This window comes from Mesorhizobium sp. M0862, from assembly GCF_040319795.1.
In the GTDB taxonomy this organism is placed as follows: Bacteria; Pseudomonadota; Alphaproteobacteria; order Rhizobiales; family Rhizobiaceae; genus Mesorhizobium.
In genome coordinates, this window is sequence record NZ_JAMYOJ010000009.1 from 63,898 (window position 1) to 87,707 (window position 23,810).

The window sequence follows — 23,810 nt, forward strand, 5'->3', positions numbered from 1 at the left end:
CGACATGCACTATTTCGCGAATTTGGCGGTGAGCGCGCCGGCAACGGCGGCCGGTACGAAGGGACGGATGTCTCCGCCCATCGAGGCTATCTGGCGCACAAGTGTGGCGGTAATGGTGCGTACCGATGGACTGGCGGGCAGAAAAACCGTCTGCAGTTCCGGCGCCATGGTCTCGTTCATGCCGGCCATCTGCATCTCGTAATCGAGATCGGTGCCGTCGCGCAGGCCGCGGATCATGATCGAGGCGCCATGCTTGCGGGCCGCGTCGATGACCAGCCCGTCAAAGGCGACGACCTTGATCCGGGCTCCGTCGCGGCCGAATTCGGCGTTCGTCGCGGCCTCGATCAGCTTCACCCGTTCGTCGAAGGAAAACAGCGGCGTCTTGCCGGGATGGGTGCCGATCGCCGCATATACCGTGTCGGCGACAGCCAGCGATGCCTTCAGCACATCGAGATGGCCGTTGGTCAGCGGGTCGAAGGAGCCGGCATAAAGGGCGATGCGATCGGTCATGGGAGGTGCTTCTAGCGGGGCATTGGGCGGAAGGCAAATGCGATTGGGAACATCTGCGTGAACCTTTTCGCAGACATGAACGACAGATGAATGCCTTGATCACGAAGACTTCACGCCGCGTTCGCTAGTTTGCACTTCGGAAGATGAAACCAAAACCCGATCTAACCGTTGGATAGGCGCAGGAGAACACGCACATGCTGATCTACATGCTCGCCACCGCAATGACCGTCGCCATGCTGATCGCCACCGCATTCGGATTGCATAGCGAGGCAGAGCGCGTCCGTGTCCGCACAAAGCGGTTCGAAGGTTTCGGCGCTCGCTGGCCCCACCATCGCCCCTGATTTATTGCTAGTTTCTTGTTTGCGCCGGCCCATCGGGCCGGCGTTGTTGCTCAAACCTATTCGGTGCTGTCCGGTACGGCATCTCCGGCGCCGGCCTCAATGACACCCTCTTCGACATCCTCGTCGGCCTGCGGCTCCGAAATCCGTTCGACCGAAACCACCTTCTCGCCTTCGGCGGTGTTGAAGATGGTCACGCCCTTGGTCGCGCGGCTGGCGAAACGGATACCGTTGACCGGCACCCGGATGACCGTGCCGCCATCCGAAACCAGCATGATCTGGTCGTCATTGCCGACCGGGAAAGTCGCCACCAGCTGGCCGATCTCGGCCACCTTCGACACGTCGGTGGCGCGGATGCCTTTGCCGCCGCGTCCGGTCAGGCGGAAATCGTAGGATGACGAGCGCTTGCCGTAGCCATATTCGGTCACCGTCAGCACATACTGCTCATGCGCCTTGAGCTCTTCGTAACGGCTGTCGGAAAGCTCAGTCTCCTCGCCAATCTCCTCATTGGTGAGTGCAATCTCTTCTTCCTCGCCGGTCACCTCGGCGGCAAGCCGCCGCTCCAGTGCTGCCCGCTTGAGGTAGGCGGAGCGTTCCGCCGGTGAAGCATCGACATGCTCGATGACCGACATGGAGATGATGCGGTCGGTCTCGGCCATGCTTATGCCGCGCACGCCGACCGAATTGCGGCTCTGGAAGACGCGCACATCGCCAACGCGGAAGCGGATGCACTGGCCGGAGCTGGCGGTCAAAAGCACATCGTCATTGTCTGTGCAGGTCTCGACGCCGAGAATCTCGTCGCCCTCCTCCTCCAGCTTCATGGCGATCTTGCCATTGCGGTTGACCTGGACGAATTCGGACAGCTTGTTGCGGCGCACGGTGCCGCGCGTGGTGGCGAACATGACGTCGAGTTCGCCCCAGCTGGTCTCGTCCTCGGGCAGCGGCATGATGGTGGTGATGCGCTCGCCCTGCTCCAGCGGCAGCATGTTGATCAGCGCCTTGCCGCGCGACTGCGGATTGCCGATTGGCAGCCGCCAGACCTTTTCCTTGTAGACGATGCCGCGCGAGGAGAAGAACAGCACCGGCGTATGCGTGTTGGCCACAAACAGCCGGGTGACGAAATCCTCTTCCTTGGTCGACATACCGGAGCGGCCCTTGCCGCCGCGGCGTTGCGCCCGGTAGAGCGACAGCGGCACGCGCTTGATGTAGCCGGAATGGCTGACGGTGACGACCATGTCCTCGCGCTGGATCAGGTCCTCGTCTTCCATGTCGGCGCCGCCGTCGGTGAGCTCGGTGCGGCGCGGCGTGCCGAACTCGTCGCGCACGGCGGCAAGCTCGTCCTTGACGATCTGCTGGATGCGGGCGCGGGACGACAGAATGTCGAGGTAATCCTTGATCTCGTCGCCGATCGTGTTCAGCTCGTCGGCGATTTCGTCACGGCCGAGCGCGGTCAGGCGCTGCAGGCGCAGTTCGAGGATTGCGCGCGCCTGTTCCTCGGAGAGGTTGTAGGTGCCATCCTCATTGAGGCGATGGCGCGGATCGTCGATAAGCAGAATCAATGACTCCACGTCCCCGGAGGGCCAGCGCCGCTCCATCAACTGCTCGCGCGCCGTCTGCGGATCGGGCGCGGTGCGGATCAGCTTGATCACTTCGTCGATGTTGGCGACGGCGATGGCGAGGCCGACCAGCACGTGGGCGCGGTCGCGCGCCTTGCGCAGCAGGAATTTCGTGCGCCGGCTAATCACCTCTTCGCGGAAGCTGACAAACGCCTTCAGCATGTCGGTCAGGTTCATCACTTCCGGCTTGCCGCCGTTCAGCGCCACCATATTGGCGCCGAAGGAGGTTTGCAGCGGCGTGAAGCGGTAAAGCTGGTTGAGAATGACGTCGGCGACAGCGTCGCGCTTCAGCTCGATGACGACGCGGTAGCCCTGGCGGTCGCTTTCGTCGCGAATGTCGGAAATGCCTTCGATGCGCTTGTCGCGCACCAGCTCGGCCATTTTCTCGATCATCGAGGCCTTGTTCACCTGGTACGGGACTTCCGTGATGATGATCGATTCACGGTCGTTGCCGCGCTGCTCGACATTGACCTTGCCGCGCATGACGATGGAGCCACGACCCGTCGCATAGGCGCTGTAGATGCCGGAACGGCCGAGCACGATGCCGCCGGTCGGGAAATCGGGACCCGGAATGATCTCCATCAGCGCCGGCAAATCGATCGCCGGATTGTCGATGATGGCGATGGCGCCGTTGCAGATCTCGGCCAGATTATGCGGCGGAATATTGGTGGCCATGCCGACGGCAATGCCGCCGGAACCGTTGACCAGAAGGTTGGGGAAGCGAGCCGGCAGCACCTTCGGCTCGGTGTCGGAGGCGTCATAAGTCTCCTGGAAATCGACGGTTTCCTTGTCGATGTCCTCCAGCAGCTCATGTGCGACCTTGGTCAGCCGCGATTCGGTGTAGCGCATCGCCGCCGGCGGATCGCCGTCGATGGAGCCGAAATTACCCTGCCCGTCGATCAGCGGAACGCGCAGCGACCAGTCCTGCGCCATGCGCACCAAGGCGTCGTAGATCGAGGCGTCGCCATGCGGATGGTATTTACCCATCACGTCGGCGACCGGGCGGGCCGACTTCACATATTTGCGGTTCCAGTGATAGCCGCTCTCATGCGCCGCATAGAGAATGCGGCGGTGCACCGGCTTCAGGCCGTCGCGCACATCGGGCAGCGCACGGCTGACGATCACGCTCATGGCATAAGAGAGGTAGGAGCTCTGCATCTCCTCGATGATGGAGATGGGCTCGATGCCGGTGGGGCCGCCGTCGGCGCCGCGCGGGGGTTTTTGGTCGGTCAAATCGGATCACAATCTAATCAGGAATCATTGACCGCTTATATAGGAAGCACGGCCGAAACTCCAATATTCGTGGTGCTTTTCCAATGACGATTTCAGCGGTAAATTCAAATGGATACCTCTGATTGCGACGATTTGGCCATAACGCATTCGCCGCCGCCAGGGGCAAAAGCCTGCGAAGGACAGTTTTCCAAGCCAGAACGTATCAGGAGGCAGGCGGACGCATTAGCGGGTAGCCATCCGCCGGGCGCGATAGTCGCCGGGCGTTTCGCCCATGACGCGCCGGAAACGGCGGTTGAACGTCGACAAATCGTTGAAACCGGCCTCGAAGGCGATTGCCGAGATGGCATCGCCTGACATGCGCAGCCGCACCGCCGCGCGGTGCAGCCGGGTTCTCAGCAGAAACTGATAGGGCGTCATGCCGGCGACCTGCCGGAAGGTGCGCAGGAAATGATACGGGCTGGTCGCCGTCGCGCAGGCAAGCTCGGAAAGCGAGACCGGCCTGTCGGCATTGAGCTCGATCTGCCGCACCGCCTCGGCAACCCGTTTCTGGTCGCGGCGGCTCGGCGGTCGAACGCCAGGCACCGCATCGCTGGCGACGGGCAGTGCTGCGCCGGCAACTGCCAGTGCTGCACCGGCAATTCGCAGGCCAAGCTCTTCAAAGGCGTCGATGTCGACCATCTCGCGCGCCGCTTCCGCCTCGGCCAGCAGCGATGCGAGCGCCGGCAAAGGCGGCATATGCGGCACGCCGAAGGCGAGCTTGCTCGCGCCGGGCACGTCGCTGGCGATGCGGTCGAGATAGGCCGGAGCGAAGTGGAAGGACAGGCAACGGTCGCCGGCGCCATGCTCATGCCCGCATTCATAGCAGGCGCCGACATTGCCTAGCAGGATTGCGCCCGGCGCCAGCATGGCGGCGCCTTGCCTGGTGCGGTAGCGGAAGGTGCCGCTGGTGACAGCGGCAACGCAGAAGGTGTCGTGCGCCTCCTCGAACGGGCGGTCGCCGGCGCCGGCCGTGCACAGCACGTCGGACACATGCCAGCCCTGCCCCGATGCCAGGTTTTGTTCGCTCGTCGTCATGGCTTGAAAGATAGCAATTTTTCCCAAGCGCGACACCCTGCCGGGGCCTATCGCTTGCAGCCTCCTGACACAACGAAGGCAGCAAGTATGATCGGTACATCCTCCTTTGCCGAAGCGCTCCACAGCGACGGCCCCAACCCCGGTCTGGCTGACAAGCTTGATCTCTACGGCCGCTTCGTCGGCGCCTGGACATTCGATGCCACGCGCCATCTCGAGGACGGCACGGTTCTCACCGGACGCGGCGAGGTGCATTTCGGCTGGGTCCTGGAAGGCAGGGCGATCCAGGATGTATGGATCCTGCCCGCGCGGGATGCCGGCCCCTCGCCTTCTCTCGGCAAATGGACTTTCTATGGCACAACGCTGCGGGCCTATGATCCCGGCTCGGATGCCTGGCACATCTTCTGGAGCGACCCGCGCAACCAATACTACAGCCGCCAGCTTGGTCGCGCCGAAGGCGACACGATTGTGCAGGTCGGCGCCGACGGCACTGGTTCCTCGGTCCGCTGGAGCTTTTCGCGCATCACGAAAGACAGCTTCCGCTGGCTCGGCGAGCGTTCGCACGACGATGGCAAGACATGGCGTCTCGAAGTCGAGTTCCTGGCGCGCCGCGTCGCCCACGACTGATGACGCAACATATTGCAAAAAGGTGACCAAAAGCATGCTTGACCATGTCTCGATCGGCGTCCGCGACACCAACGTTTCGAAGCCCTTCTACGATGCCGCGCTAAAGCCGCTCGGTTATTCCTGCCTCAGCCAGTCGCCAGGCTCACTGGGTTATGGTGCGCAAGCCGTCGCGCTGTGGGTGAACGACGCGGAGCGGCCAGTGCCATCGGACGAGAAGTCCGGTCTGCATTTCTGCTTTGCCGCGCCGACGAGGCAGAGTGTCGTCGCCTTCCATGCCGCCGCCTTGCGTGCAGGCGGCAGCGACAATGGCGCGCCGGGCCTGCGCGCCGAATATGGCGAGAACTATTACGCTGCCTTCGTCGTCGATCCCGACGGCTATCGCCGGGAGGCCTATTGCAACGCTGCCGCCTAACACTGACGCCGTCTCCGGTATCGCCATGTCAGACGGTTCCCACCGGTCGGGCTTTGCTCTACCACTATGGTGGCGCAGGGGTCCGGCCCGGCGGGAGGGGTCAGCGATGCCGAGTTTCGACAGCCTGTTCAACGCCTTCGTCACCATTCTGGTGACCATCGACCCGCCAGGTCTCGCGCCGCTCTTCCTCGCGGTGACACGCGGCATGAACCGCGAGGAACGTCAGCAGGTTTCGGTGCGCGCCTCGATCATCGGCTTCCTCGTGATGGCGTTGTTTGCGGTGGCCGGGGCGTCCATCCTGTCGGTGTTCGGCATCACGCTGCCGGCTTTCCGTGTCGCCGGCGGGTTTTTGCTGTTCTTCATCGCTTTCGAAATGGTGTTTGAGCGCCGCCAGGACCGCAAGGAGAAGATCGGCGACGTCGCCATCACCAAGGACATGATCCACAACATCGCGGCCTTCCCGCTGGCGATCCCGCTGATCGCCGGCCCCGGTGCGATTTCGGCGACTGTGCTACTGTCGGGCTCGTTTCAGGGTTTTGCAGCACAAGCGGCGCTGGTCGGCATCATCTTCGTCTGCCTTGCCATCACCTATCTGGTGTTCGTGCTGTCGGAGCGCATCGACCGCATCCTCGGCCAGACCGGCCGCTCGATCCTCACCCGCCTGCTCGGCGTCATCCTGGCCGCGCTTGCGGTTCAGTTCGTCGCGGATGGCATCAAGGCGCTGATGGCGGGGTAAGCGGCAGCCCCTACTCCACCGCCGTATCGACGACCTCGAAATCGTGAGTGATGACAGCCGTCTTGGCCAGCATGGCCGAGGCCGAGCAGTATTTCTCGATCGACAGGTTGATGGCGCGCTGGACCTTGTCGCGCGACAGCGCGTGGCCCGTGACGATGAAATGCATATGGATGCGGGTGAAGACTTTGGGGTCGGTTTCGGCCCGGTCGGCGTCGAGTTCTACAACACAGTCCTCGATCGCCTCGCGGCCTTTTTCGAGGATGTGGACGACATCATAGGCCGAGCAGCCGCCGGTGCCGATCAGCACCAGCTCCATCGGGCTCGGACCTGGCGTCTTGCCTTCCGGCCCGGGGGCGGTCCCCAGCACCAGTTTGTGGCCGCTGCCGGACTCGCCGACGAAGGTGCGCTCCTCGACCCATTTAATCCGTGCTTTCACGGCAATCTTCCTTTCAGAAAGCGTCACTGGCCGAAGACGACCGTGTGCATGATCCGCCCCGGCAGCAGCGTGAACACGCCGGCGCCGATCAGGGCGAAAACATACAGCGATATCATCACCCTGCGATGTTTGGCGACCCGATGCATATGCGCGTGCCAGACCGCAAGCGGCACGGCGATCAACACTAAAATCGACAAGAGATGGATCGGGCTGAACGGACCGACGAGGCGTATCTGCTGGATCCAGAAACTGGAGATGGCGACGACCATCATCAGCGCCGCCCAGGCATAGCCGACGACACGATGACGCGTCGTGCCTTTCGGCAGCGCCAGTTGCGTAGCGCCAACGGCCAGCGCGGCAAGGGCCGCGAAGGCGTGCCATGGAATGGGAGGGCGCGCCGATAGAAGCGGTCCGAGCGACATCGCACCCTCTCCTCAGATATCGCTGACTATCGTCAGCTCAGAACGGGATTTCGTCGTCCAGTTCGCGCGACGAGCCGCCGCCACCGCCGCCCTTGGAACCGCCGCCACCGCTATTGCCGCCGCGGTTGAAGCTCTCATTGGGGCCAGACTGGCCGAAATCCGAGCCACGGCTCGCGCCGCCGCCGGCATAGTTGCCGACCTGACCGCCGCCCTCGCCGCGAGAATCGAGCATCTGCAGCTCGCCGCGGAATTTCTGCAGCACGACTTCGGTCGTGTACTTGTCGGCGCCGGTCTGGTCTTGCCATTTGCGTGTCTGCAGCTGGCCTTCGACGTAAACCTTCATGCCCTTCTTCAGGTACTGCTCGGCGACCTTGGCGATCTGGTCATTGAAAATGACCACGTTGTGCCATTCGGTCTTTTCCTTGCGCTCGCCGGAGTTCTTGTCGCGCCAGCTTTCCGACGTGGCGATGCGGATGTTGACGACCGGATCACCGGAATTCAGGCGGCGGATTTCAGGGTCCGCGCCGAGGTTACCGACCAGAATGACCTTGTTGACGCTACCCGCCATGACACTTCTCCGTGCTCATCCGAAACAAATTTCAAGTCGTTCACCTTACAGGCCGCGCACAATCCTGGCTTGCCGCGGCTGGCTTTTCCCACAAGGTTTTTGTTCCCTTTTCGTTCCTATACTGTTAACCACGGATTGTCAAGGAATGGCAGCAATCGCCGACGCGGGCGCGTGGATTTAGCTGACACGCAGGGGCGAGAAGCGGTGTCGTCAGCGCCGTTTTTTAGCTGGTGGCAACGGACCGGAAAAGCCGCTCCACTCCATGCCCATGCATGGGCGCGCTGTGCGATCACGGTTGGCGCCGACATCAGCCCGACTGCAGGTTCAGATTTCAGAGCCGGGTCATTCAGCAATTTCCCGATCGCGCGCCCGTGCCACCACACCTGAGCGACGAGCGCCGCTACCACCGCGATCAGGCCCCAGGTCCCCAATCCTTCGCCGAAGATGTAAATCCCGTATGGCGGGGATAGCGCCGTACCCAGCTTGGCCAACAAGATCACGGCCACGAAACCGATGACGGCGATCGCTCCTATACCGAGTACGAGGCGGCGATAGAGCCTCAGAGCCTCGTTGAGGTTCTCGGCGGACGAAAGATCGACGTTGGAATTCATAAATACTACTCCTGCCTCGCGATGATCGGCCCATCTTGTTCCCCACGGCTTAGAGGCCCGGCAGGATCCAATCAATACGCGGCATTCAAAACACCCCTTGCCAAATCGATAAGTATCGACTTATGCTTTTGCCATGATCGAAGCAGAGATTTTTCGCGCCCTGGCCGACCCGACGCGACGCGCCGTCTACGAGCGGCTGACTTCCGGCGAGATGAGCGTGTCGGAGTTGCGCACCGGCATGAGCGTGTCGCAGCCGGCGGTGTCGCAGCACCTTGCCGTGCTGCGCGGCGCAGGCCTGGTCAGCGAAAGACGCGCCGGCCGCAACGCCTACTATCGCGCCGATCCGCAAGGGCTCGAGCCGCTGCTCGGCTGGATCGAACGCTACCGCGCATTCTGGCCGGAGCGCATCGAAAGACTGAAGGCCGTTTTGAAGGACATGGACCAATGACCGACGAAAAGCAGACGCAGACCGCCAAGGATGCCCTCGCCTTCGAATGCGATCTGCCGGACGCACCGGAAAAAGTGTGGCGGGCACTGACCGTGCCGGACCTCTTGGCGGAATGGATGATGCCGAACGACATCAATCCGGAAACCGGCAGCCGCTTTGCCTTTGCCGGGCCTGAGAAGCCGATCGAGTGCGAAGTGCTCGATGCCGAACCGGGGCGCCTGCTGCGCTATTCCTGGCGCGAGCGTTCCGGCGACGCCAACCGCGAGGAGCTGGAGAGCATCGTCACCTTCACACTCGCCCGCACCGTTTCCGGCGGCACGCATCTGCGCATCGTCCATGACGGGTTTGTCCTGACGCCTGCGGTCGCGATGGCCGGCGCCGGCTGCCGGCTCTGGCTGCGCGCATACAAGCCCAAACCGCCTGTCGCCGCCAACGCGCCACGCCTGTTGCTGCGCGCTGCCTGACCCGGAAAAATCAAAACGGAGACAATGAGATGAGCGGCTTTGCCAATCTGGTGCCGATGGTGATCGAGCAATCGAGCCGCGGCGAACGTGCCTTCGACATTTTCTCGCGGCTGCTGCGCGAGCGCATCATCTTCGTCAATGGCGAGATCAATGACGGCATGTCGGCGCTGGTCTGCGCCCAGCTCCTGTCGCTGGAATCGGACAATCCCGACAAGGAGATCTCGCTCTACATCAACTCGCCGGGCGGCGTGGTGACCAGCGGCTTCGCCATCTACGACACGATGCAATATGTCAGCTGCCCGGTGTCGACCGTGTGCATGGGCTTTGCCGCGTCGATGGCCTCCTTCCTGCTGATGGCGGGAACGCCGGGGCGGCGCATCGCGCTGCCCAATGCCAGCATCGTGCTGCACCAGCCTCTGGGCGGCTTCCAGGGCCAGGCCTCCGACATCCAGCGCCATGCCGAAGGCATTTTGCGCACCAAGCGGCACATGGCCGACCTCTACGCTCACCATTGCGGCCGCACCCACGAAGAGGTCGAACGCACACTCGACCGCGATTTCTTCATGACCGCGAAGGAGGCCAAGGACTGGGGCCTCGTCGACCACGTCTTCGACACCCGCAAGCAGGCAGCGGCCTGATCGGCGGATTGAATGCAGGCCGGTGTTCCCTCAATTTCAACGCCGCTGGTCTGGCCTCGCCTTGAGCGCGGCACTATAGTCTTGCCATGCGCTACCACCTGAACAGACTGACCATAGCCATTGCCATCACGGCGGCGACATCGAGCATGGCCTTTGCCGGGGGCAGCACCAGCACGTCGCGGAAAGGCGCCCTGCCCGGCGTGACCGGCGACTACCGCATCGCCAAGCCCGCGCCGCAGCCGGAGCCGGACGACGCGCTGTCTGCCGGCGAGAACGGCACGTTCAAGATCGGCGGCACCGATGTCAGGATTTCCGGCAGCATCACTGTCGATGTCGGCACGGGTGGGATCAAGCCGCCGCGCCGGTAGCCCCTTCTCCCAGCTACTATACGGGAGAGAAAGCCTGCGCCGACGACTTCCTCGCAAAAGAACAGCCCCGCCGTTGCTTCCGCTAACGGTCGGGGCTTTTTTTGGATTCCAAATCCAAACTGCCGGTAGTGTTATACCGACTTTGATTTCGGATGCTTCGCGGCGTTCAGCCGACGATCCGACTAGCCGTCTCTGATTTTTGTGGGATTCGGCAGGTCACGGTTTGTCGGGTGGTTTGTTGGATTGTCGCGATGCGTCCATTTGGACACATACACTTCAATGCCTCGAAACTACCTGGCACTTATGCCCGCCGCGGCTCCACTAGCAGGTGGAGCCTCAAGGGACTATCCGGTGGCGTCATGCTCCGCTCCTATGTCCGTTGCGACAGGTGTCAATCCGAAGCACAAATCGCAAAAACCTGCGGCGTCTCGCAGGCCGCTATGGGCGGCGAGGCCATCAAAGACGGCCGGCTCCGTTGACTCCGGCAGAGTGCGCCCCTGATTCGACGGCGTCAACCTTGAATAGCCGGTTACGGAAAATGTGATCGTCGGGAGCTTACGTTAGGGTCAGTTTCTGAAACACCCTTGTCAGTTTCTGCACAGCTTTGTCAGGAGCGTGTTCGGTCTTTGTTCTTTCCGCTTGCCCGTTCGCGCGAAAGACGGTTAAACGGCTTTGGTCGAGAAGTGTGGCGTCTCTCGACGTGGCGGCAAAAATACCTACATAGGGAATGGCCGGGAAAACCCGCCGATCCCACTGACACCAGACCTGAGGCGGCGACCGGCGATGGCCGACCATAAATACCTTTCCATTCGCGGGGCACGCGAACACAACCTAAAGAATGTCGATCTCGACCTGCCGCGTGACAGCCTGATCGTCATGACCGGCCTGTCGGGCTCCGGCAAATCGTCGCTTGCTTTCGACACCATCTATGCCGAGGGCCAGCGCCGTTACGTCGAGAGCCTGTCGGCTTATGCGCGCCAGTTCCTCGAAATGATGCAGAAGCCGGATGTCGACCAGATCGACGGCCTGTCGCCGGCCATCTCGATCGAGCAGAAGACCACGTCGAAGAACCCGCGTTCGACGGTCGGCACCGTCACCGAGATCTACGACTACATGCGCTTGCTGTTCGCGCGCGTCGGCATCCCCTATTCGCCGGCGACCGGCCTGCCGATCGAGAGCCAGACGGTTTCACAGATGGTCGACCGGGTGCTGGCGGTCGAGGAAGGCACGCGCCTTTTCCTGCTGGCGCCGATCGTGCGCGGCCGCAAGGGCGAATATCGCAAGGAACTGCTGGAGCTGCAGAAGAAGGGCTTTCAGCGCGTCAAGGTCGACGGCGTCTTCTATGAGATCGCCGATGTGCCGGCGTTGGACAAGAAGTACAAGCACGACATCGACGTCGTCGTCGACCGCATCGTCGTGCGCGGCGACCTGGCAACACGGCTTGCCGATTCCATCGAAACGGCGCTGAAGCTCGCCGAAGGGCTGGCGGTGGCCGAGTTCGCCGACCGGCCGCTCGACGCCAGCCAGACCGGCGAGGACTCGGTCAACAAATCGAAGAACGAGACGCATGAGCGCATCCTGTTCTCGGAAAAATTCGCCTGCCCGGTTTCCGGCTTCACCATTCCGGAGATCGAGCCCAGGCTGTTCTCGTTCAACAACCCGTTCGGCGCCTGCCCGACCTGCGACGGCCTCGGCAATCAGCGCGCCATCGACGCCAGCCTGATCGTGCCGGACGAAAACGTCTCGCTGCGCGACGGCGCCGTCAGCCCGTGGGCGAAATCGACCTCGCCCTATTATGCGCAGACGCTGGAAGCGCTGGGCAAGGCATACGGCTTCAAGCTCGGCGACAAGTTCAAAGACCTGACCGAAGAGGCTAAGGATGCCGTCCTGCGTGGCACCGGCGAGCGCGAGGTCACCTTCCAATATGATGACGGCCTGCGCTCCTACAAGACCACCAAGACGTTCGAGGGCGTCATTCCCAATCTCGAACGGCGGTGGAAGGAAACCGAATCCGCCTGGATGCGCGAGGAGATCGAGCGCTTCATGTCGGCGACGCCCTGCCCGGTCTGCAAGGGATACCGGCTGAAGCCGGAAGCGCTGGCGGTGAAGATCGCCGGCAAGCATATCGGCCAAGTCACAGAGCTGTCGATCCGCAAGGCCGACCAGTGGTTCACCGAACTGCCGCCACATCTCAACGACCAGCAGAACGAGATCGCGGTGCGCGTTCTCAAGGAAATCCGTGACCGCCTGCGCTTCCTCAACGATGTCGGCCTCGACTATCTGACGCTGTCGCGCAATTCCGGCACGCTGTCGGGCGGCGAGAGCCAGCGCATAAGGCTGGCGTCGCAGATCGGCTCCGGCCTCACCGGCGTGCTCTATGTGCTGGACGAGCCGTCGATCGGCCTGCACCAGCGCGACAATGCCCGCCTGCTCGACACGCTCAAGCAACTGCGCGACATCGGCAACACGGTGATCGTCGTCGAGCATGACGAGGACGCCATCCTGCATGCCGATTATGTCGTCGACATGGGTCCGGCCGCCGGCATTCATGGCGGCGAGATCATCGCCCAGGGCACGCCGCAGCAGGTGATGGCCAATCCCAACTCGATCACCGGTAAATATCTGTCGGGCGCGCTCGAAGTCGCCACGCCCGGTGTCAGGCGCGAGGCCAAGAAAAACCGCCGGCTGAAGATCGTCGGCGCGCGCGGCAACAATCTCAAGAACGTCACTGCCGAAATCCCGCTCGGCACTTTTACCGCCGTCACCGGCGTGTCTGGCGGCGGCAAATCGACCTTCCTGATCGAGACGCTGTTCAAGGCGGCGTCGCGCCGCATCATGGGCTCGCGCGAGCATCCGGCCGATCACGACCGCATCGAGGGCCTCGAATTCCTCGACAAGGTCATCGACATCGACCAGTCGCCGATCGGCCGCACACCGCGTTCGAACCCGGCCACCTACACCGGCGCCTTCACACCGATCCGCGACTGGTTCGCCGGTCTGCCCGAAGCCAAGGCCCGCGGCTACCAGCCGGGGCGCTTCTCCTTCAACGTCAAGGGCGGCCGCTGCGAAGCCTGCCAGGGCGACGGCGTCATCAAGATCGAGATGCACTTCTTGCCCGACGTCTACGTCACCTGCGACGTCTGCCATGGCAAGCGCTACAACCGCGAGACGCTGGATGTCGTGTTCAAGGGCAAGTCGATCGCGGACGTCCTGGACATGACGGTCGAGGAAGGTGTCGATTTCTTTGCCGCCGTGCCCGGCGTGCGCGACAAGCTCGACACGCTGAAGCAGGTCGGCCTCGGCTACATCCATATCGGCCAGCAGGCGACGACGCTGTCGGGCGGCGAGGCGCAGCGCATCAAGCTCGCCAAGGAATTGTCGCGCAAGGCAACCGGCAAGACGCTCTACATCCTCGACGAGCCGACCACCGGCCTGCACTTCCACGACGTCGCCAAGTTGCTGGAAGTGCTGCACGAGCTGGTCGACCAGGGCAACACGGTGGTGGTCATCGAGCATAATCTCGAAGTCATCAAGACCGCCGACTGGGTGCTCGACCTCGGCCCCGAAGGCGGCGATGGCGGCGGCGAACTGGTTGCACAGGGCACACCGGAAGCCATCGTGCGCGAAAAGCGCAGCTACACCGGCCACTTCCTGAAGGAGCTTTTGGAGCGGCGGCCCGGAGGCAAGCGCGAAGCGGCGGAGTGACTGGCAGACCGGCCGGGCGCCTGGAGAGCTTTGAATGACAGTCCGACAGGCGCTTGCAGGTGATCTCGACGGAGTCGTTTCGCTGACGGAAGCCGCCTATGGGCATTACACCGCCTTGTTCGGCGCGCCGCCGATCCCAGTCACCGAGGGCTATGCGCCACGCATCGAGCGAGGCGAGGTCTGGCTGCTGGAGAGCGACGCTGAGCTCGCCGGGCTGATCGTTATTGAGCGCCACCCCGATCATGCGATGATCTTCAGCGTCGCGGTCTCCCCCGCTTTTCAGGGGAGGAAACTCGGTACCGCGCTGCTCGACTTCGCCCAGGAACAGGCGCGGCTATGGGGTGTGCCGGAGGTGCGGCTCTACACCAATTCGCGCATGGAGCGGAACATCGAGATCTATACGGCCTATGGCTTCCACGAAACGGGCCGCCGAGCCAATCCCCACCGTCCCGGATGGACCGTGGTCGACATGATCAAACCGGTTGGAAAAATAGCCTGACCGCATTTTTAGAACTGGGAGGAAGACGATGATCAGCCAAGGAACAATCCGCGCCGGGATGGGCGGCTGGACTTTCGAACCCTGGGATACGTCTTTCTACCCGGACAAGCTTTCCAAGGCCAAGCAGCTGAGTTACGCCACCCGCCAGGTACCGAGCATCGAGGTCAACGGCACCTACTATTCCAGCTTCAAGGAGCCGACCTTCGTCAAATGGGCGGGAGAGGCGCCGGACGGTTTCGTCTATTCGCTGAAGGGCAATCGCTTCGTCACCAACCGCCGCGTGCTTGGCGAAGCCGGCGAGTCCATGACGCGCTTCCTCGGCTCCGGCATTGCCGCGCTGGGCGACAAGCTGGGCCCGATCCTGTGGCAGTTCGCGCCGACGAAAAAGTTCGACGCCGACGATTTCGAGGCCTTTCTGAAGCTGCTGCCGGAAAAGCAGGATGGCGTCGCGCTGCGCCATGCGCTGGAAGTGCGCAACGACAGTTTTAGCGTGCCGGAATTTGTAGGCCTGGCGCGTAAATACAAGGCGGCGATCGTCTATGCCGACCATGCCAAATATCCTGGTATCGCCGACATCACCGGCGATTTTATCTATGCGCGGCTGCAGACCGGCAGCGACGACAATCCGGATTGCTACACGCCGAATGGCCTGGACGAATGGGCAGCGCGGGTGAAGACCTGGGCGCAAGGCAAGCAGCCGGCAGATCTGCGGCGCGCCGATCCGACTTTCGACGCGCCGGTGAAACCGCGCGATGTGTTCGTCTACTTCATCACCGAGGGCAAGGTGCGCGCGCCGTTCGGCGCCATGGCGCTGATGAAGCGGGTGAGCTGATCGGTTAAAGCGCGTCGCGATTTAAGTCTTTGTCTTGATGCACGCCGTTGTGCCAGAACCGCGGCACACTTCTGGGCGACATGCATTAGGAGCAATTCCAGGAAAAGTGCGGACCGGTTTTCCCGGAAAACCGGGTAGCGCTTTCCCTTGAAAAGGGTTTCAACCCAGAATTGCTACGATCAACCGAAGCGTGATAGCTTATGCGCATCGTAACCTTATCGATACCTCCTTCCTGCATAAATCCGGTGCGGGTCCTTTCTAGAGGCCGGCCGCCGCGCGCAAGGACGAGGGCATGTCGCTCGACTACAGTTCCCTTCTGTTGGCTGTCGGGTTTTCCGCCGCTTGCCTCGGCCTGACGCTGTTCGGCATTTGGCTTACCGCGCGCTCGGAAAAATTCCTGCTGACCTGGGCGGTCAGCGTGCTTCTGATCGTCGCCGACGTCTTCGCCTACCAGGCCTATATCGACGCGCCCGGACGCCTGCTCGGCCTCGCCAGCTTCACGTTCCTGCTGCTCGGCTTCGCGACCATGCTGGGCGCTGCCCATCAGTTCACGACAGGGAGGTCACCGCTGCCCCGCATTGCTGTCGGCGCCGGCGTCTCGCTGGCAGTCGCCTTGCCGCCGATGGCGCTTGGCTATGACGGGCTGGGCTTCATGCTGGAGAATGCCTTCGCCGCGCTGCTTTTGTTTGCGACGGCCTATGAATACTGGAAGGGCCGCACCGAATTCCCTGCCCCGATCCTCGGCATTGCCGGGCTCTACACAGCCACCGCAATTTCCTTCGTGCTGTGCTCCGGTGCACTTGTCTGGGATGGCAGGCTGGTGCTTGGCCATGCGCCGAGCAACTGGGCCGAGGATTTCAGCCTCATCGTCGTCATCGCGTGCATGACCGGCATCGGCGCGCTCTCGCTGGCGCTCAACCAGGGACGCCTGGCGCAGTATCATCGCCGCGAAGCGCTGACCGATCCGCTGACCGGACTGCTCAACCGGCGCGCTTTGTTCGATCTGCACGGCAAAACACCTGTCCGGTCCTTCACCGCCGTGATCGTGTTCGATCTCGACGGCTTCAAGGCGATAAATGACGAGTTCGGCCATGCCACCGGCGACGAGGTGCTGAAACTGTTCGCCAAGGATTTGACCGCCAATCTCCAGCCGGGCGATGTCGCCGCGCGCATGGGCGGAGAGGAATTTGCATTGGTGCTCGATCGCACCTTGCCTGAAAAGGTGGAATTCATAGCCGAGCGGATCCGGGCCAGTTTTGCCATGCGCCGGATCGATACCGAGACCCGCCTGCTGTCCTGCACGGTCAGCGCCGGCTACGCCTTCGGCAGCGAGGGCGGCACCAAATTCGACAAGGTGCTCAGCGCCGCCGACAAAGCGCTTTACGGCGCCAAGCGCGGCGGCCGCAACCGTGTGCTCGCCTTCCGGCGCGCCGGGTAGGCTGGGCTGATATTCAGCCGGCCTGAACCTCACCACACGTAAAACAACACCCCAAAGCGCGTCGCATGAGGCCGTTCAGGCGCGACGCGCTTTTAGGCCGCTATGACGATCTCGTTGTAAGTGTCGAGGTCGACGTAGAAAACCTTGGTGATTTCGCCGATCAGCTCATCCTGCTGGTAGCCTTGCGAGCGCAGAATGTTGATGGCGGTGATGATGTCGACACGCTCTGTCAGCCGTCGTTTCTGGTGGTCCTCGACGAACCGTTCCATAGCCCATTCTCCTGGCAAGATTATCTGAACGCATTGACCGACAATCAGAACTGCGAGGGAAGCTAGGGTGGCTTGCTTGCGTGGAACTTGCAGGCTGAGCCAGCATATTCCCTCGATCTGCTACAGAACCAGACTGATACGGAAGCGGCCGACTCACCGAGGCCTAGGAAAGACTAGCATGTAGTATTCGGCGTGCCAGAGTGTGGCGGCCTCGGACGAAAGTCCGACGCAACGGGTGCGGACCTTCGCGACTTCATCATCCTTGGGCGTAGCGACGCGAAGCGGAGCGAAGACCCAGGGATCCATGCCGGGACGAAGAAGCGTCATTAACGGTGCAGAATGTGGAATGGCCAATGTGCCGCAGAAGCGATCTTGTTCTGCATCGCGGCACTCTTTGGCTGATGTCGCGGCATGGATTCTAGGGTCTGCGCGCGTCGCTCCGCTCCTTGCTCCGCCCTAGAATGACGAAGTGATTGTGGGCATTTCAGCCAATCTTCGACGTGTACGATCCGTGCAGCCGTCGACCTGCGTTAAACCGTCAGAAACTTCCTGACGTCCGCCCGGTCGAGATCTTCGGCCGGGCCGGTGTGGACGATCTGGCCGCGGTCCATGATGTTGACCTCGTCGGCGAGCTCGCGGCAGAAATCGAGATATTGCTCGACCAGAAGCACCGCAATGCCGGCCTGATCGCGCAAATAGCGGATGGCGCGGCCGATGTCCTTGATGATCGAGGGCTGGATGCCTTCGGTCGGCTCGTCGAGCACCAGCAGTTTCGGCCGCATGACGAGCGCCCGGCCGATGGCGAGCTGCTGCTGCTGGCCGCCTGAGAGATCGCCGCCGCGCCGCCCCAGCATCTGCTTCAGCACCGGAAACAGTTCGAAGACATGCGCCGGCACGTTGCGGTCGGCGCGCTTCAACGGCGCAAAGCCGGACTCCAGGTTTTCGCGCACCGTCAGCAGCGGAAAGATCTCCCTGCCCTGCGGTATGAATGCGATGCCCGACCGGGCGCGATCATACGCCGCGCTCCGGTCGAGCGCCTTCCCCTCGAAGGCAACGCTTCCGCTCGTCAGCCGGTGGTGGCCGACGATCGATCTCATCAAACTGGTCTTGCCGACGCCGTTGCGGCCGAGCACGCAGGTGATCTTGCCGGCACCCGCCGTCAGCGACACACCGCGCAACGCCTGAGCAGCGCCGTAATGGAGCGTGGCGTTGGAAACTTCGAGCATGTCAGCGCCTTCTCCAGAAGCGGAGGAACGAAAAGTCGAAGCGATGGAATTGCACCCGCCAGACCATGCTCATCTCCCGAGATAAACTTCGACGACCCGCTCGTCGGCCGAGACGAAATCGAGCGAGCCTTCCGACAGCACCGAGCCCTCATGCAGGCAGGTGACCTTGACGCCGAGTTCGCGCACGAAATGCATGTCGTGCTCGACGACGATGACCGAATGGTCGCGCGCTATGTCCTTGAGCAGCCGCGCGGTTTCCTCGGTCTCGGCATCGGTCATCCCTGCGACCGGCTCGTCAACCAAAAGCAGCTTCGGGTCCTGCGCCAGCAGCATGCCGATCTCCAGCCACTGTTTCTGGCCATGGCTGAGATTGGCTGCCAGATCGTGGCGCTTGTCGCCCAGCCGGATGATGCCGAGGATGTCGTCGATCTGTCTGGCTTCGGCGGCCGAGCGGCGATGGAACAGCGCCGGAAAGATCGAGCGCGGGCCCTTCAGCGCCAGCATCAGATTGTCTTCCACGCTGTGGCTTTCGAAGACAGTCGGCTTCTGGAATTTGCGGCCGATGCCCATCATGGCGATCTCCGCCTCGTCGTGCCGGGTCAGATCGACCTGGCCGTCGAAGAACACTTCGCCCTCGTCGGGCCGGGTCTTGCCGGTGACGATGTCCATCATCGTCGTCTTGCCGGCGCCGTTGGGACCGATGATGGCGCGCATCTCGCCCTTGTCGAGCACCAGCGACAGATTGTTGATGGCACGGAAACCGTCGAAGGAGACCGAGACGCCGTCGAGATAGAGGATGGTGTTGGACTTCGACATCGCTCTATTCCGCCGGCTGCGGTTCAGGCCCGGACGCGGACCAGGCACCGGGCGTTGTTGCTGCGCTGCGCACGATCTTCGATGGCGGCGGGGCATCAGGGTCTGTGCCCGCTTCCTCTGCAATCGCTGCAGCCCGCATCGCCCGAGCGTTACCGCGCCAGGAATCCCACATGCCGACGATGCCCTTGGGCAGGAACAGGGTTACGGCGACGAACAGGCCGCCGAGCGCAAACAGCCAGAACTCCGGCAGCAGGCCGGTGAACCAGGATTTGCCGGCGTTGACCAGCAGCGCGCCGACGATCGGGCCGACAATGGTGCCGCGCCCACCGACGGCTGCCCAGATCACGACTTCGATGGAATTGGACGGCTCGAATTCGCCGGGATTGATGATACCGACCTGCGGCACATAGAGCGCGCCGGCGATGCCGGCCATGACAGCCGAGACGGTGAAGGCAAACAGCTTCACGTTCTCCGCCCGCCAGCCGAGGAAGCGGGTGCGACTCTCGGCGTCGCGCACCGCCATCAGCAGCTTGCCGTATTTGGAGCCGACGATCGCCCAGGTGATGAAGACGGCGAGCGCGAGTATGATGGCGCTGGCGGCAAACAGGGCCGAGCGGGTGGCGTCGGCCTGCACGTTGAAGCCCAGAATATCCTTGAAATCGGTCAAGCCGTTGTTGCCGCCGAAACCCATGTCGTTGCGGAAGAAGGCGAGCAGCAGCGCGTAGGTCATCGCCTGGGTGATGATGGAGAGATAGACGCCGGTGACGCGGCTGCGGAAGGCGAACCAGCCGAAGACGAAGGCGAGCAGGCCGGGCACCGCCAGCACCATGATGGCGGCGAACCAGAAGTGGTCGAAACCGGTCCAGAACCAGGGCAATTCCTTGTAGTTCAGGAACACCATGAAATCGGGCAGGATCGGATTGCCGTAAACGCCGCGCGAGCCGATCTGGCGCATGAGGTACATGCCCATCGCATAGCCGCCGAGGGCGAAGAAGGCGCCATGGCCGAGCGAGAGGATGCCGCAATAGCCCCAGACGAGATCGAGCGCCAAGGCAAGCAATGCATAGCAGAGGTACTTGCCCGTCAACGCGACGATGTAGGACGGAATATAGAACGCGCTTTGCGGCGACACTGCGAGGTTGAGCAGCGGCACGATAATGGCGGCCGTCAGCAGGATGAAAATAGTGATGGCGATGCGACGGTCGGCACCCGCGGCGAAGAAGCGTCCCGTGATCATGTTTCCACCGCCCTGCCCTTGAGCGCGAACAGGCCGCGCGGGCGCTTCTGGATGAACAGGATGATCAGCAACAGCACGACGATCTTGCCGAGCACCGCGCCAGCATAGGGTTCGAGAACCTTGTTGACGATGCCGAGCGAGAAGGCGCCGACCAGCGTGCCCCAGAGATTGCCGACGCCGCCGAAGACCACGACCATGAAGCTGTCGATGATGTAGCCGCGGCCGAGATTGGGCGAGACATTGTCGATCTGGCTGAGCGCGACGCCGGCAATGCCGGCAATGCCGGAGCCGAGCGCAAAGGTCAGCGCATCGACCCAAGGCGTCCTGATGCCCATCGAGGCGGCCATGCGGCGGTTGGCGGTGACGGCGCGCATCTGCAGGCCCCAGGGCGTGCGCTTCATAACAAAGAGCAGCACGCCGAAGACGGTGAGCGCGAAGACCAGGATCCAGAGGCGGTTCCAGGTGACGGCGAGTTGGCCGACATCGAACGATCCCGACATCCAGGAGGGGTTGCCGACCTCCTGGTTGGTCGGTCCGAAGATCGAGCGCACCGCCTGCTGCAGGACAAGCGAGACGCCCCAGGTTGCGAGCAGCGTTTCCAGCGGCCGGCCGTAGAGGAAACGGATGACGCCGCGCTCGATGATCAGGCCGACGGAAGCGGCAACCAGGAAGGCGAGCGGCAGCGCGATCACCAGCGACCAGTCGAACAGGCCGGGGAATGAGGTTCGGATCACCTGCTGGACGACGAAGGTGGTGTAGGCGCCGAGCATCACCATCTCGCCATGCGCCATGTTGATGACGCCCATGACGCCGAAGGTGATGGCGAGGCCGATGGCGGCCAGCAGCAGCACCGAGCCAAGCGAGATGCCGTACCATATGTTCTGGCCGGCATCCCACAGCGCCAGGCTCGAATTGATGCTGGCGATTGCCGCCGTCGCGGCATCCTTGACCGCGCCTTGCGCATTGGCCTCGACCGCGGTGAGCAGCGAGACCGCGTCGCGGTCGCCGCGCGCGCCGATCAGGGCAATGGCGGCAAGCTTGTCGGCCTCCGGCTTGTCGGAGACCAGCACCGATGCCGCGCGCGCCTGTTCGAACAATGCCTTGACCTTGGCGTCGGTCTCGGCGGCAATGGCTGCATCGAGCGGCTCGATATTGGCGGCATCGGGGGTCTTGAACATGGTGTCGGCGGCGGCGATGCGGACAGAAGGATCTTTCGCGCGCAACGTCAGCGTTCCCAGCGCATCTCGGATGACACGACGCAGCGTGTTGTTGACCTTGATCTTGGTGATGTCGGCCTTGGCGGCGTCGCCGGCTTTCTCGCCGCTCAGCGGGTCGAGCAGCGTGACGCTGTCGGCGGCCTCACTGCCGACGAAGACGGCTGAATCGGCTTTACGAATGTAGAGATTGCCTTCGGCGAGGGCTGCAAGCGGCCGTTCAACCAGCGGATCGCCGGTGGCGGCAAGTTCGCGCACAACAGCCTCAGTGGTGGCAAAGCCCGTGCCCGTGGCGAATTTGGCGACGATGGCGCGCAGATCGGCTTCGGCTGCGTTCGACGGCAATAGGCTTGCCACCAGGAACACCAGCATGAGGCCGAGAGTGCGCAACAGGATCATCCGTTCAGACTCTTCTGTGGGGAAATTCCGCGTCCGGGCGGGCTGAAGCGCCCGGACGCTTGGCGGTACCGATCGTGGACGCGTCCACGATCGGTCAGTCCCGGGAGGGATCAGTTCGTGCCCTTGCCGCCGCATTTGCCGGTGGCAACGTTGAAGTTGCCGCAGGACAGAGGCGCGCGCCAATCCGAAATCAGGTCCTTGGAATCGGGCAGATAGTCGGACCATTCGTCGCCCATCACGAGGCCGGGCGTCTGCGACACGGTCTCGAACTGGCCGTCGGCCTGGATCTCGCCGATCAGCACCGGCTTGGTGATGTGATGGTTCGGCATCATGGTCGAATAGCCGCCGGTGAGGTTCGGCACGGACACGCCGACCATGGCGTCGATGACCTTGTCGGGATCGGTGGTGCCAGCCTTTTCGACCGCCTTCACCCACATGTTGAAGCCGATATAGTGAGCTTCCATCGGGTCGTTGGTGGTGCGCTTGTCATTCTTGATGAACTTATGCCAGTCGGCGATGAACTTCTTGTTTTCGGGTGTGTCGACGCTCTCGAAATAGTTCCAGGCAGCGAGATGGCCGACCAGCGGCGCGGTATCGAGACCGGCCAGTTCTTCCTCACCGACCGAAAAGGCCATGACCGGGATGTCCTCGGCCTTGATGCCCTGGTTGCCGAGTTCCTTGTAGAACGGAACGTTGGCGTCGCCATTGACGGTCGAGACGACGGCGGTCTTCTTGCCGGCCGAGCCGAATTTCTTGATTGCGGAGACTTCGGTCTGCCAGTCGGAGAAGCCGAACGGCGTGTAGTTGACCATGATGTCTTCGGCGGCGACGCCCTTGGCCTTCAGATAGGCCTCGAGGATTTTGTTGGTGGTGCGGGGATAGACGTAGTCGGTGCCTTCCAACACCCAGCGCTTCACCGAGCCACCGTCTTCGCTCATGAGATAATCGACAGCGGGAATCGCCTGCTGGTTCGGGGCGGCGCCGGTGTAGAACACGTTGCGCTCGCTTTCCTCGCCCTCATACTGGACGGGGTAGAACAGGATGTTGTCGAGTTCCGAGAACACCGGCAACACCGATTTGCGCGACACCGAGGTCCAGCAGCCGAACACGGCGGCGACCTTGTCCTTCGAGATCAGCTCGCGCGCCTTTTCGGCAAAGAGCGGCCAGTTGGAGGCCGGATCGACAACGACCGCCTCGAGCTTCTTGCCGAGCAGACCGCCCTTGGCATTCTGCTCTTCGATGAGCATCAGCATGGCGTCTTTCAGCGTCGTCTCCGAAATCGCCATGGTCCCCGATAGCGAATGCAGAATGCCGACCTTGATCGTGTCTTCGGCGGCCTTGGCCGGAGACGACATCGACAGGCCGGCGGCGATCACGCCCGCCGAAAACATTTTTGTTATTGTGGAGAAATTACCCCTCATACCGAAGACTCCCAAGCTGTTTGATTGCACCGCGACAATGCAAAGCAACTGCCGTGCCAAACGCGAAGGCGCCGCTCATAAAGATGTAATAGCCGAGCGTTATCAGGCCGTTGGTATATTAGCCTGGAGAGACAACAAGGCAGCCGGTAAAAATTGATTGAGGCAAATTTGCGCAGCGCACACGACTTTTGCCTAATTTTCGCCCAATTGAGACAAATGCCTAGTTTTTGATCTCCGGCCGTGGTTTCCGGGCGAA

At 62.5% G+C, this 23,810-nt stretch carries 25 protein-coding genes; 12 read left to right on the top strand and 13 right to left on the bottom strand.

Annotated elements, in window-relative coordinates; translation table 11 throughout:
- Window positions 1-9 precede the first annotated feature (9 nt).
- Window positions 10-510, bottom strand: a complete 501-nt coding sequence (coaD, locus tag NKI15_RS15680; protein ID WP_023696507.1) for a pantetheine-phosphate adenylyltransferase — start codon at window positions 508-510, stop codon at window positions 10-12.
- Window positions 511-704: 194 nt separating this feature from the next.
- Between coaD and NKI15_RS15685 the strand changes: the two genes are divergently transcribed.
- On the top strand, window positions 705-851 hold the full coding sequence (locus NKI15_RS15685; protein ID WP_023712381.1) for a hypothetical protein: 147 nt from the start codon (window positions 705-707) through the stop codon (window positions 849-851).
- Window positions 852-907: 56 nt separating this feature from the next.
- Here the strand turns inward: NKI15_RS15685 and gyrA are convergent, their stop codons facing one another.
- On the bottom strand, window positions 908-3,697 hold the full coding sequence (gene gyrA / locus NKI15_RS15690) for a DNA gyrase subunit A (RefSeq protein WP_352514075.1): 2,790 nt from the start codon (window positions 3,695-3,697) through the stop codon (window positions 908-910).
- 222 nt (window positions 3,698-3,919) lie between these two features.
- Window positions 3,920-4,771 carry a helix-turn-helix transcriptional regulator gene (locus tag NKI15_RS15695; RefSeq protein ID WP_023739981.1) on the bottom strand — a complete coding sequence of 284 codons (852 nt, stop codon included), beginning with the start codon at window positions 4,769-4,771 and terminating at the stop codon, window positions 3,920-3,922.
- Window positions 4,772-4,858: 87 nt separating this feature from the next.
- Here NKI15_RS15695 and NKI15_RS15700 point away from each other — a divergent pair, with 87 nt between their 5' ends.
- From NKI15_RS15700 to NKI15_RS15710, 3 genes are all read left to right on the top strand, one after another.
- Window positions 4,859-5,395, top strand: a complete 537-nt coding sequence (locus NKI15_RS15700) for a hypothetical protein (protein WP_023706193.1) — start codon at window positions 4,859-4,861, stop codon at window positions 5,393-5,395.
- 34 nt (window positions 5,396-5,429) lie between these two features.
- Window positions 5,430-5,807 carry a VOC family protein gene (locus tag NKI15_RS15705; RefSeq protein ID WP_023715840.1) on the top strand — a complete coding sequence of 126 codons (378 nt, stop codon included), beginning with the start codon at window positions 5,430-5,432 and terminating at the stop codon, window positions 5,805-5,807.
- A gap of 106 nt (window positions 5,808-5,913) precedes the next feature.
- Window positions 5,914-6,543, top strand: coding sequence for a MarC family protein (locus NKI15_RS15710; RefSeq protein ID WP_023670949.1), 630 nt, complete (start codon window positions 5,914-5,916; stop codon window positions 6,541-6,543).
- A 10-nt stretch (window positions 6,544-6,553) separates the two neighbouring features.
- On the opposite strand, the gene NKI15_RS15715 is transcribed toward NKI15_RS15710, so the two are convergent.
- From NKI15_RS15715 to NKI15_RS15730, 4 genes are all read right to left on the bottom strand, one after another.
- Window positions 6,554-6,979: an OsmC family protein gene (locus NKI15_RS15715; protein ID WP_023706191.1), complete on the bottom strand. Its 426-nt coding sequence runs from the start codon at window positions 6,977-6,979 to the stop codon at window positions 6,554-6,556.
- A 23-nt stretch (window positions 6,980-7,002) separates the two neighbouring features.
- Complete coding sequence (locus NKI15_RS15720) at window positions 7,003-7,401, bottom strand: DUF2306 domain-containing protein (RefSeq protein ID WP_023726685.1); 399 nt, start codon at window positions 7,399-7,401, stop codon at window positions 7,003-7,005.
- A gap of 37 nt (window positions 7,402-7,438) precedes the next feature.
- Window positions 7,439-7,969: a single-stranded DNA-binding protein gene (gene ssb / locus NKI15_RS15725; RefSeq protein ID WP_023715842.1), complete on the bottom strand. Its 531-nt coding sequence runs from the start codon at window positions 7,967-7,969 to the stop codon at window positions 7,439-7,441.
- Between the two features lie 116 nt (window positions 7,970-8,085).
- On the bottom strand, window positions 8,086-8,580 hold the full coding sequence (locus NKI15_RS15730) for a hypothetical protein (protein ID WP_023715843.1): 495 nt from the start codon (window positions 8,578-8,580) through the stop codon (window positions 8,086-8,088).
- Window positions 8,581-8,713: 133 nt separating this feature from the next.
- Between NKI15_RS15730 and NKI15_RS15735 the strand changes: the two genes are divergently transcribed.
- The 8 genes from NKI15_RS15735 (at window position 8,714) to NKI15_RS15770 (ending at window position 16,972) form a co-directional block, all read left to right on the top strand.
- The gene (locus tag NKI15_RS15735) at window positions 8,714-9,028 is read left to right on the top strand and encodes an ArsR/SmtB family transcription factor (protein WP_023670944.1); all 315 of its coding nucleotides are present in this window, start codon (window positions 8,714-8,716) and stop codon (window positions 9,026-9,028) included.
- Complete coding sequence (locus NKI15_RS15740) at window positions 9,025-9,492, top strand: SRPBCC family protein (protein ID WP_023696505.1); 468 nt, start codon at window positions 9,025-9,027, stop codon at window positions 9,490-9,492. Before NKI15_RS15735 ends, NKI15_RS15740 begins: the two co-directional genes overlap by 4 nt.
- A 29-nt stretch (window positions 9,493-9,521) precedes the next feature.
- Window positions 9,522-10,130, top strand: a complete 609-nt coding sequence (locus NKI15_RS15745; RefSeq protein ID WP_023684630.1) for an ATP-dependent Clp protease proteolytic subunit — start codon at window positions 9,522-9,524, stop codon at window positions 10,128-10,130.
- A gap of 146 nt (window positions 10,131-10,276) precedes the next feature.
- Window positions 10,277-10,498 carry a hypothetical protein gene (locus NKI15_RS15750; RefSeq protein WP_156932470.1) on the top strand — a complete coding sequence of 74 codons (222 nt, stop codon included), beginning with the start codon at window positions 10,277-10,279 and terminating at the stop codon, window positions 10,496-10,498.
- Window positions 10,499-11,281: 783 nt separating this feature from the next.
- Window positions 11,282-14,203: an excinuclease ABC subunit UvrA gene (gene uvrA / locus NKI15_RS15755; RefSeq protein WP_352886326.1), complete on the top strand. Its 2,922-nt coding sequence runs from the start codon at window positions 11,282-11,284 to the stop codon at window positions 14,201-14,203.
- 34 nt (window positions 14,204-14,237) lie between these two features.
- A complete protein-coding gene (locus NKI15_RS15760) occupies window positions 14,238-14,702 on the top strand; it encodes a GNAT family N-acetyltransferase (RefSeq protein WP_023726687.1) in 465 nt (154 codons plus the stop codon).
- A 28-nt stretch (window positions 14,703-14,730) separates the two neighbouring features.
- Window positions 14,731-15,534, top strand: coding sequence for a DUF72 domain-containing protein (locus NKI15_RS15765; RefSeq protein ID WP_023693383.1), 804 nt, complete (start codon window positions 14,731-14,733; stop codon window positions 15,532-15,534).
- Window positions 15,535-15,826: 292 nt separating this feature from the next.
- Window positions 15,827-16,972 carry a GGDEF domain-containing protein gene (locus tag NKI15_RS15770; RefSeq protein WP_023688638.1) on the top strand — a complete coding sequence of 382 codons (1,146 nt, stop codon included), beginning with the start codon at window positions 15,827-15,829 and terminating at the stop codon, window positions 16,970-16,972.
- A gap of 92 nt (window positions 16,973-17,064) precedes the next feature.
- On the opposite strand, the gene NKI15_RS15775 is transcribed toward NKI15_RS15770, so the two are convergent.
- The 6 genes from NKI15_RS15775 to urtA form a co-directional block, all read right to left on the bottom strand.
- Entirely contained in the window at window positions 17,065-17,241 is a 177-nt protein-coding gene (locus NKI15_RS15775) for a hypothetical protein (protein WP_023670936.1), read from the bottom strand.
- Window positions 17,242-17,771: 530 nt separating this feature from the next.
- Window positions 17,772-18,467, bottom strand: a complete 696-nt coding sequence (urtE, locus tag NKI15_RS15780; RefSeq protein WP_023700798.1) for an urea ABC transporter ATP-binding subunit UrtE — start codon at window positions 18,465-18,467, stop codon at window positions 17,772-17,774.
- Window positions 18,468-18,536: 69 nt separating this feature from the next.
- Window positions 18,537-19,283 carry an urea ABC transporter ATP-binding protein UrtD gene (gene urtD / locus NKI15_RS15785; protein ID WP_023696501.1) on the bottom strand — a complete coding sequence of 249 codons (747 nt, stop codon included), beginning with the start codon at window positions 19,281-19,283 and terminating at the stop codon, window positions 18,537-18,539.
- A 4-nt stretch (window positions 19,284-19,287) separates the two neighbouring features.
- On the bottom strand, window positions 19,288-20,520 hold the full coding sequence (gene urtC, locus NKI15_RS15790; RefSeq protein ID WP_023670933.1) for an urea ABC transporter permease subunit UrtC: 1,233 nt from the start codon (window positions 20,518-20,520) through the stop codon (window positions 19,288-19,290).
- Window positions 20,517-22,133 (bottom strand): urea ABC transporter permease subunit UrtB, encoded by a 1,617-nt coding sequence (gene urtB, locus NKI15_RS15795; protein ID WP_352514076.1) that lies wholly within the window; start codon window positions 22,131-22,133, stop codon window positions 20,517-20,519. Before urtB ends, urtC begins: the two co-directional genes overlap by 4 nt.
- Before the next feature lie 110 nt (window positions 22,134-22,243).
- Window positions 22,244-23,554: an urea ABC transporter substrate-binding protein gene (gene urtA, locus NKI15_RS15800; protein WP_023684621.1), complete on the bottom strand. Its 1,311-nt coding sequence runs from the start codon at window positions 23,552-23,554 to the stop codon at window positions 22,244-22,246.
- Between the last annotated feature and the right edge of the window lie 256 nt (window positions 23,555-23,810).

Excerpts from the sequence above, each read along its gene's own strand:
- NKI15_RS15765 (WP_023693383.1), top strand. The coding sequence starts at position 14,731 with ATGATCAGCCAAGGAACAATCCGCGCCGGGATGGGCGGCTGGACTTTC.
- NKI15_RS15775 (WP_023670936.1), bottom strand. The coding sequence starts at position 17,241 with ATGGAACGGTTCGTCGAGGACCACCAGAAACGACGGCTGACAGAGCGT.
- NKI15_RS15750 (WP_156932470.1), top strand. The coding sequence starts at position 10,277 with ATGGCCTTTGCCGGGGGCAGCACCAGCACGTCGCGGAAAGGCGCCCTG.
- ssb (WP_023715842.1), bottom strand. The coding sequence starts at position 7,969 with ATGGCGGGTAGCGTCAACAAGGTCATTCTGGTCGGTAACCTCGGCGCG.
- NKI15_RS15685 (WP_023712381.1), top strand. The coding sequence starts at position 705 with ATGCTGATCTACATGCTCGCCACCGCAATGACCGTCGCCATGCTGATC.
- NKI15_RS15700 (WP_023706193.1), top strand. The coding sequence starts at position 4,859 with ATGATCGGTACATCCTCCTTTGCCGAAGCGCTCCACAGCGACGGCCCC.
- NKI15_RS15740 (WP_023696505.1), top strand. The coding sequence starts at position 9,025 with ATGACCGACGAAAAGCAGACGCAGACCGCCAAGGATGCCCTCGCCTTC.
- NKI15_RS15705 (WP_023715840.1), top strand. The coding sequence starts at position 5,430 with ATGCTTGACCATGTCTCGATCGGCGTCCGCGACACCAACGTTTCGAAG.
- NKI15_RS15695 (WP_023739981.1), bottom strand. The coding sequence starts at position 4,771 with ATGACGACGAGCGAACAAAACCTGGCATCGGGGCAGGGCTGGCATGTG.
- NKI15_RS15760 (WP_023726687.1), top strand. The coding sequence starts at position 14,238 with ATGACAGTCCGACAGGCGCTTGCAGGTGATCTCGACGGAGTCGTTTCG.
- urtA (WP_023684621.1), bottom strand. The coding sequence starts at position 23,554 with ATGAGGGGTAATTTCTCCACAATAACAAAAATGTTTTCGGCGGGCGTG.
- urtE (WP_023700798.1), bottom strand. The coding sequence starts at position 18,467 with ATGCTCGAAGTTTCCAACGCCACGCTCCATTACGGCGCTGCTCAGGCG.
- NKI15_RS15735 (WP_023670944.1), top strand. The coding sequence starts at position 8,714 with ATGATCGAAGCAGAGATTTTTCGCGCCCTGGCCGACCCGACGCGACGC.
- NKI15_RS15770 (WP_023688638.1), top strand. The coding sequence starts at position 15,827 with ATGTCGCTCGACTACAGTTCCCTTCTGTTGGCTGTCGGGTTTTCCGCC.
- NKI15_RS15710 (WP_023670949.1), top strand. The coding sequence starts at position 5,914 with ATGCCGAGTTTCGACAGCCTGTTCAACGCCTTCGTCACCATTCTGGTG.
- uvrA (WP_352886326.1), top strand. The coding sequence starts at position 11,282 with ATGGCCGACCATAAATACCTTTCCATTCGCGGGGCACGCGAACACAAC.
- NKI15_RS15720 (WP_023726685.1), bottom strand. The coding sequence starts at position 7,401 with ATGTCGCTCGGACCGCTTCTATCGGCGCGCCCTCCCATTCCATGGCAC.
- NKI15_RS15730 (WP_023715843.1), bottom strand. The coding sequence starts at position 8,580 with ATGAATTCCAACGTCGATCTTTCGTCCGCCGAGAACCTCAACGAGGCT.
- NKI15_RS15745 (WP_023684630.1), top strand. The coding sequence starts at position 9,522 with ATGAGCGGCTTTGCCAATCTGGTGCCGATGGTGATCGAGCAATCGAGC.
- coaD (WP_023696507.1), bottom strand. The coding sequence starts at position 510 with ATGACCGATCGCATCGCCCTTTATGCCGGCTCCTTCGACCCGCTGACC.
- urtB (WP_352514076.1), bottom strand. The coding sequence starts at position 22,133 with ATGATCCTGTTGCGCACTCTCGGCCTCATGCTGGTGTTCCTGGTGGCA.
- urtD (WP_023696501.1), bottom strand. The coding sequence starts at position 19,283 with ATGTCGAAGTCCAACACCATCCTCTATCTCGACGGCGTCTCGGTCTCC.
- urtC (WP_023670933.1), bottom strand. The coding sequence starts at position 20,520 with ATGATCACGGGACGCTTCTTCGCCGCGGGTGCCGACCGTCGCATCGCC.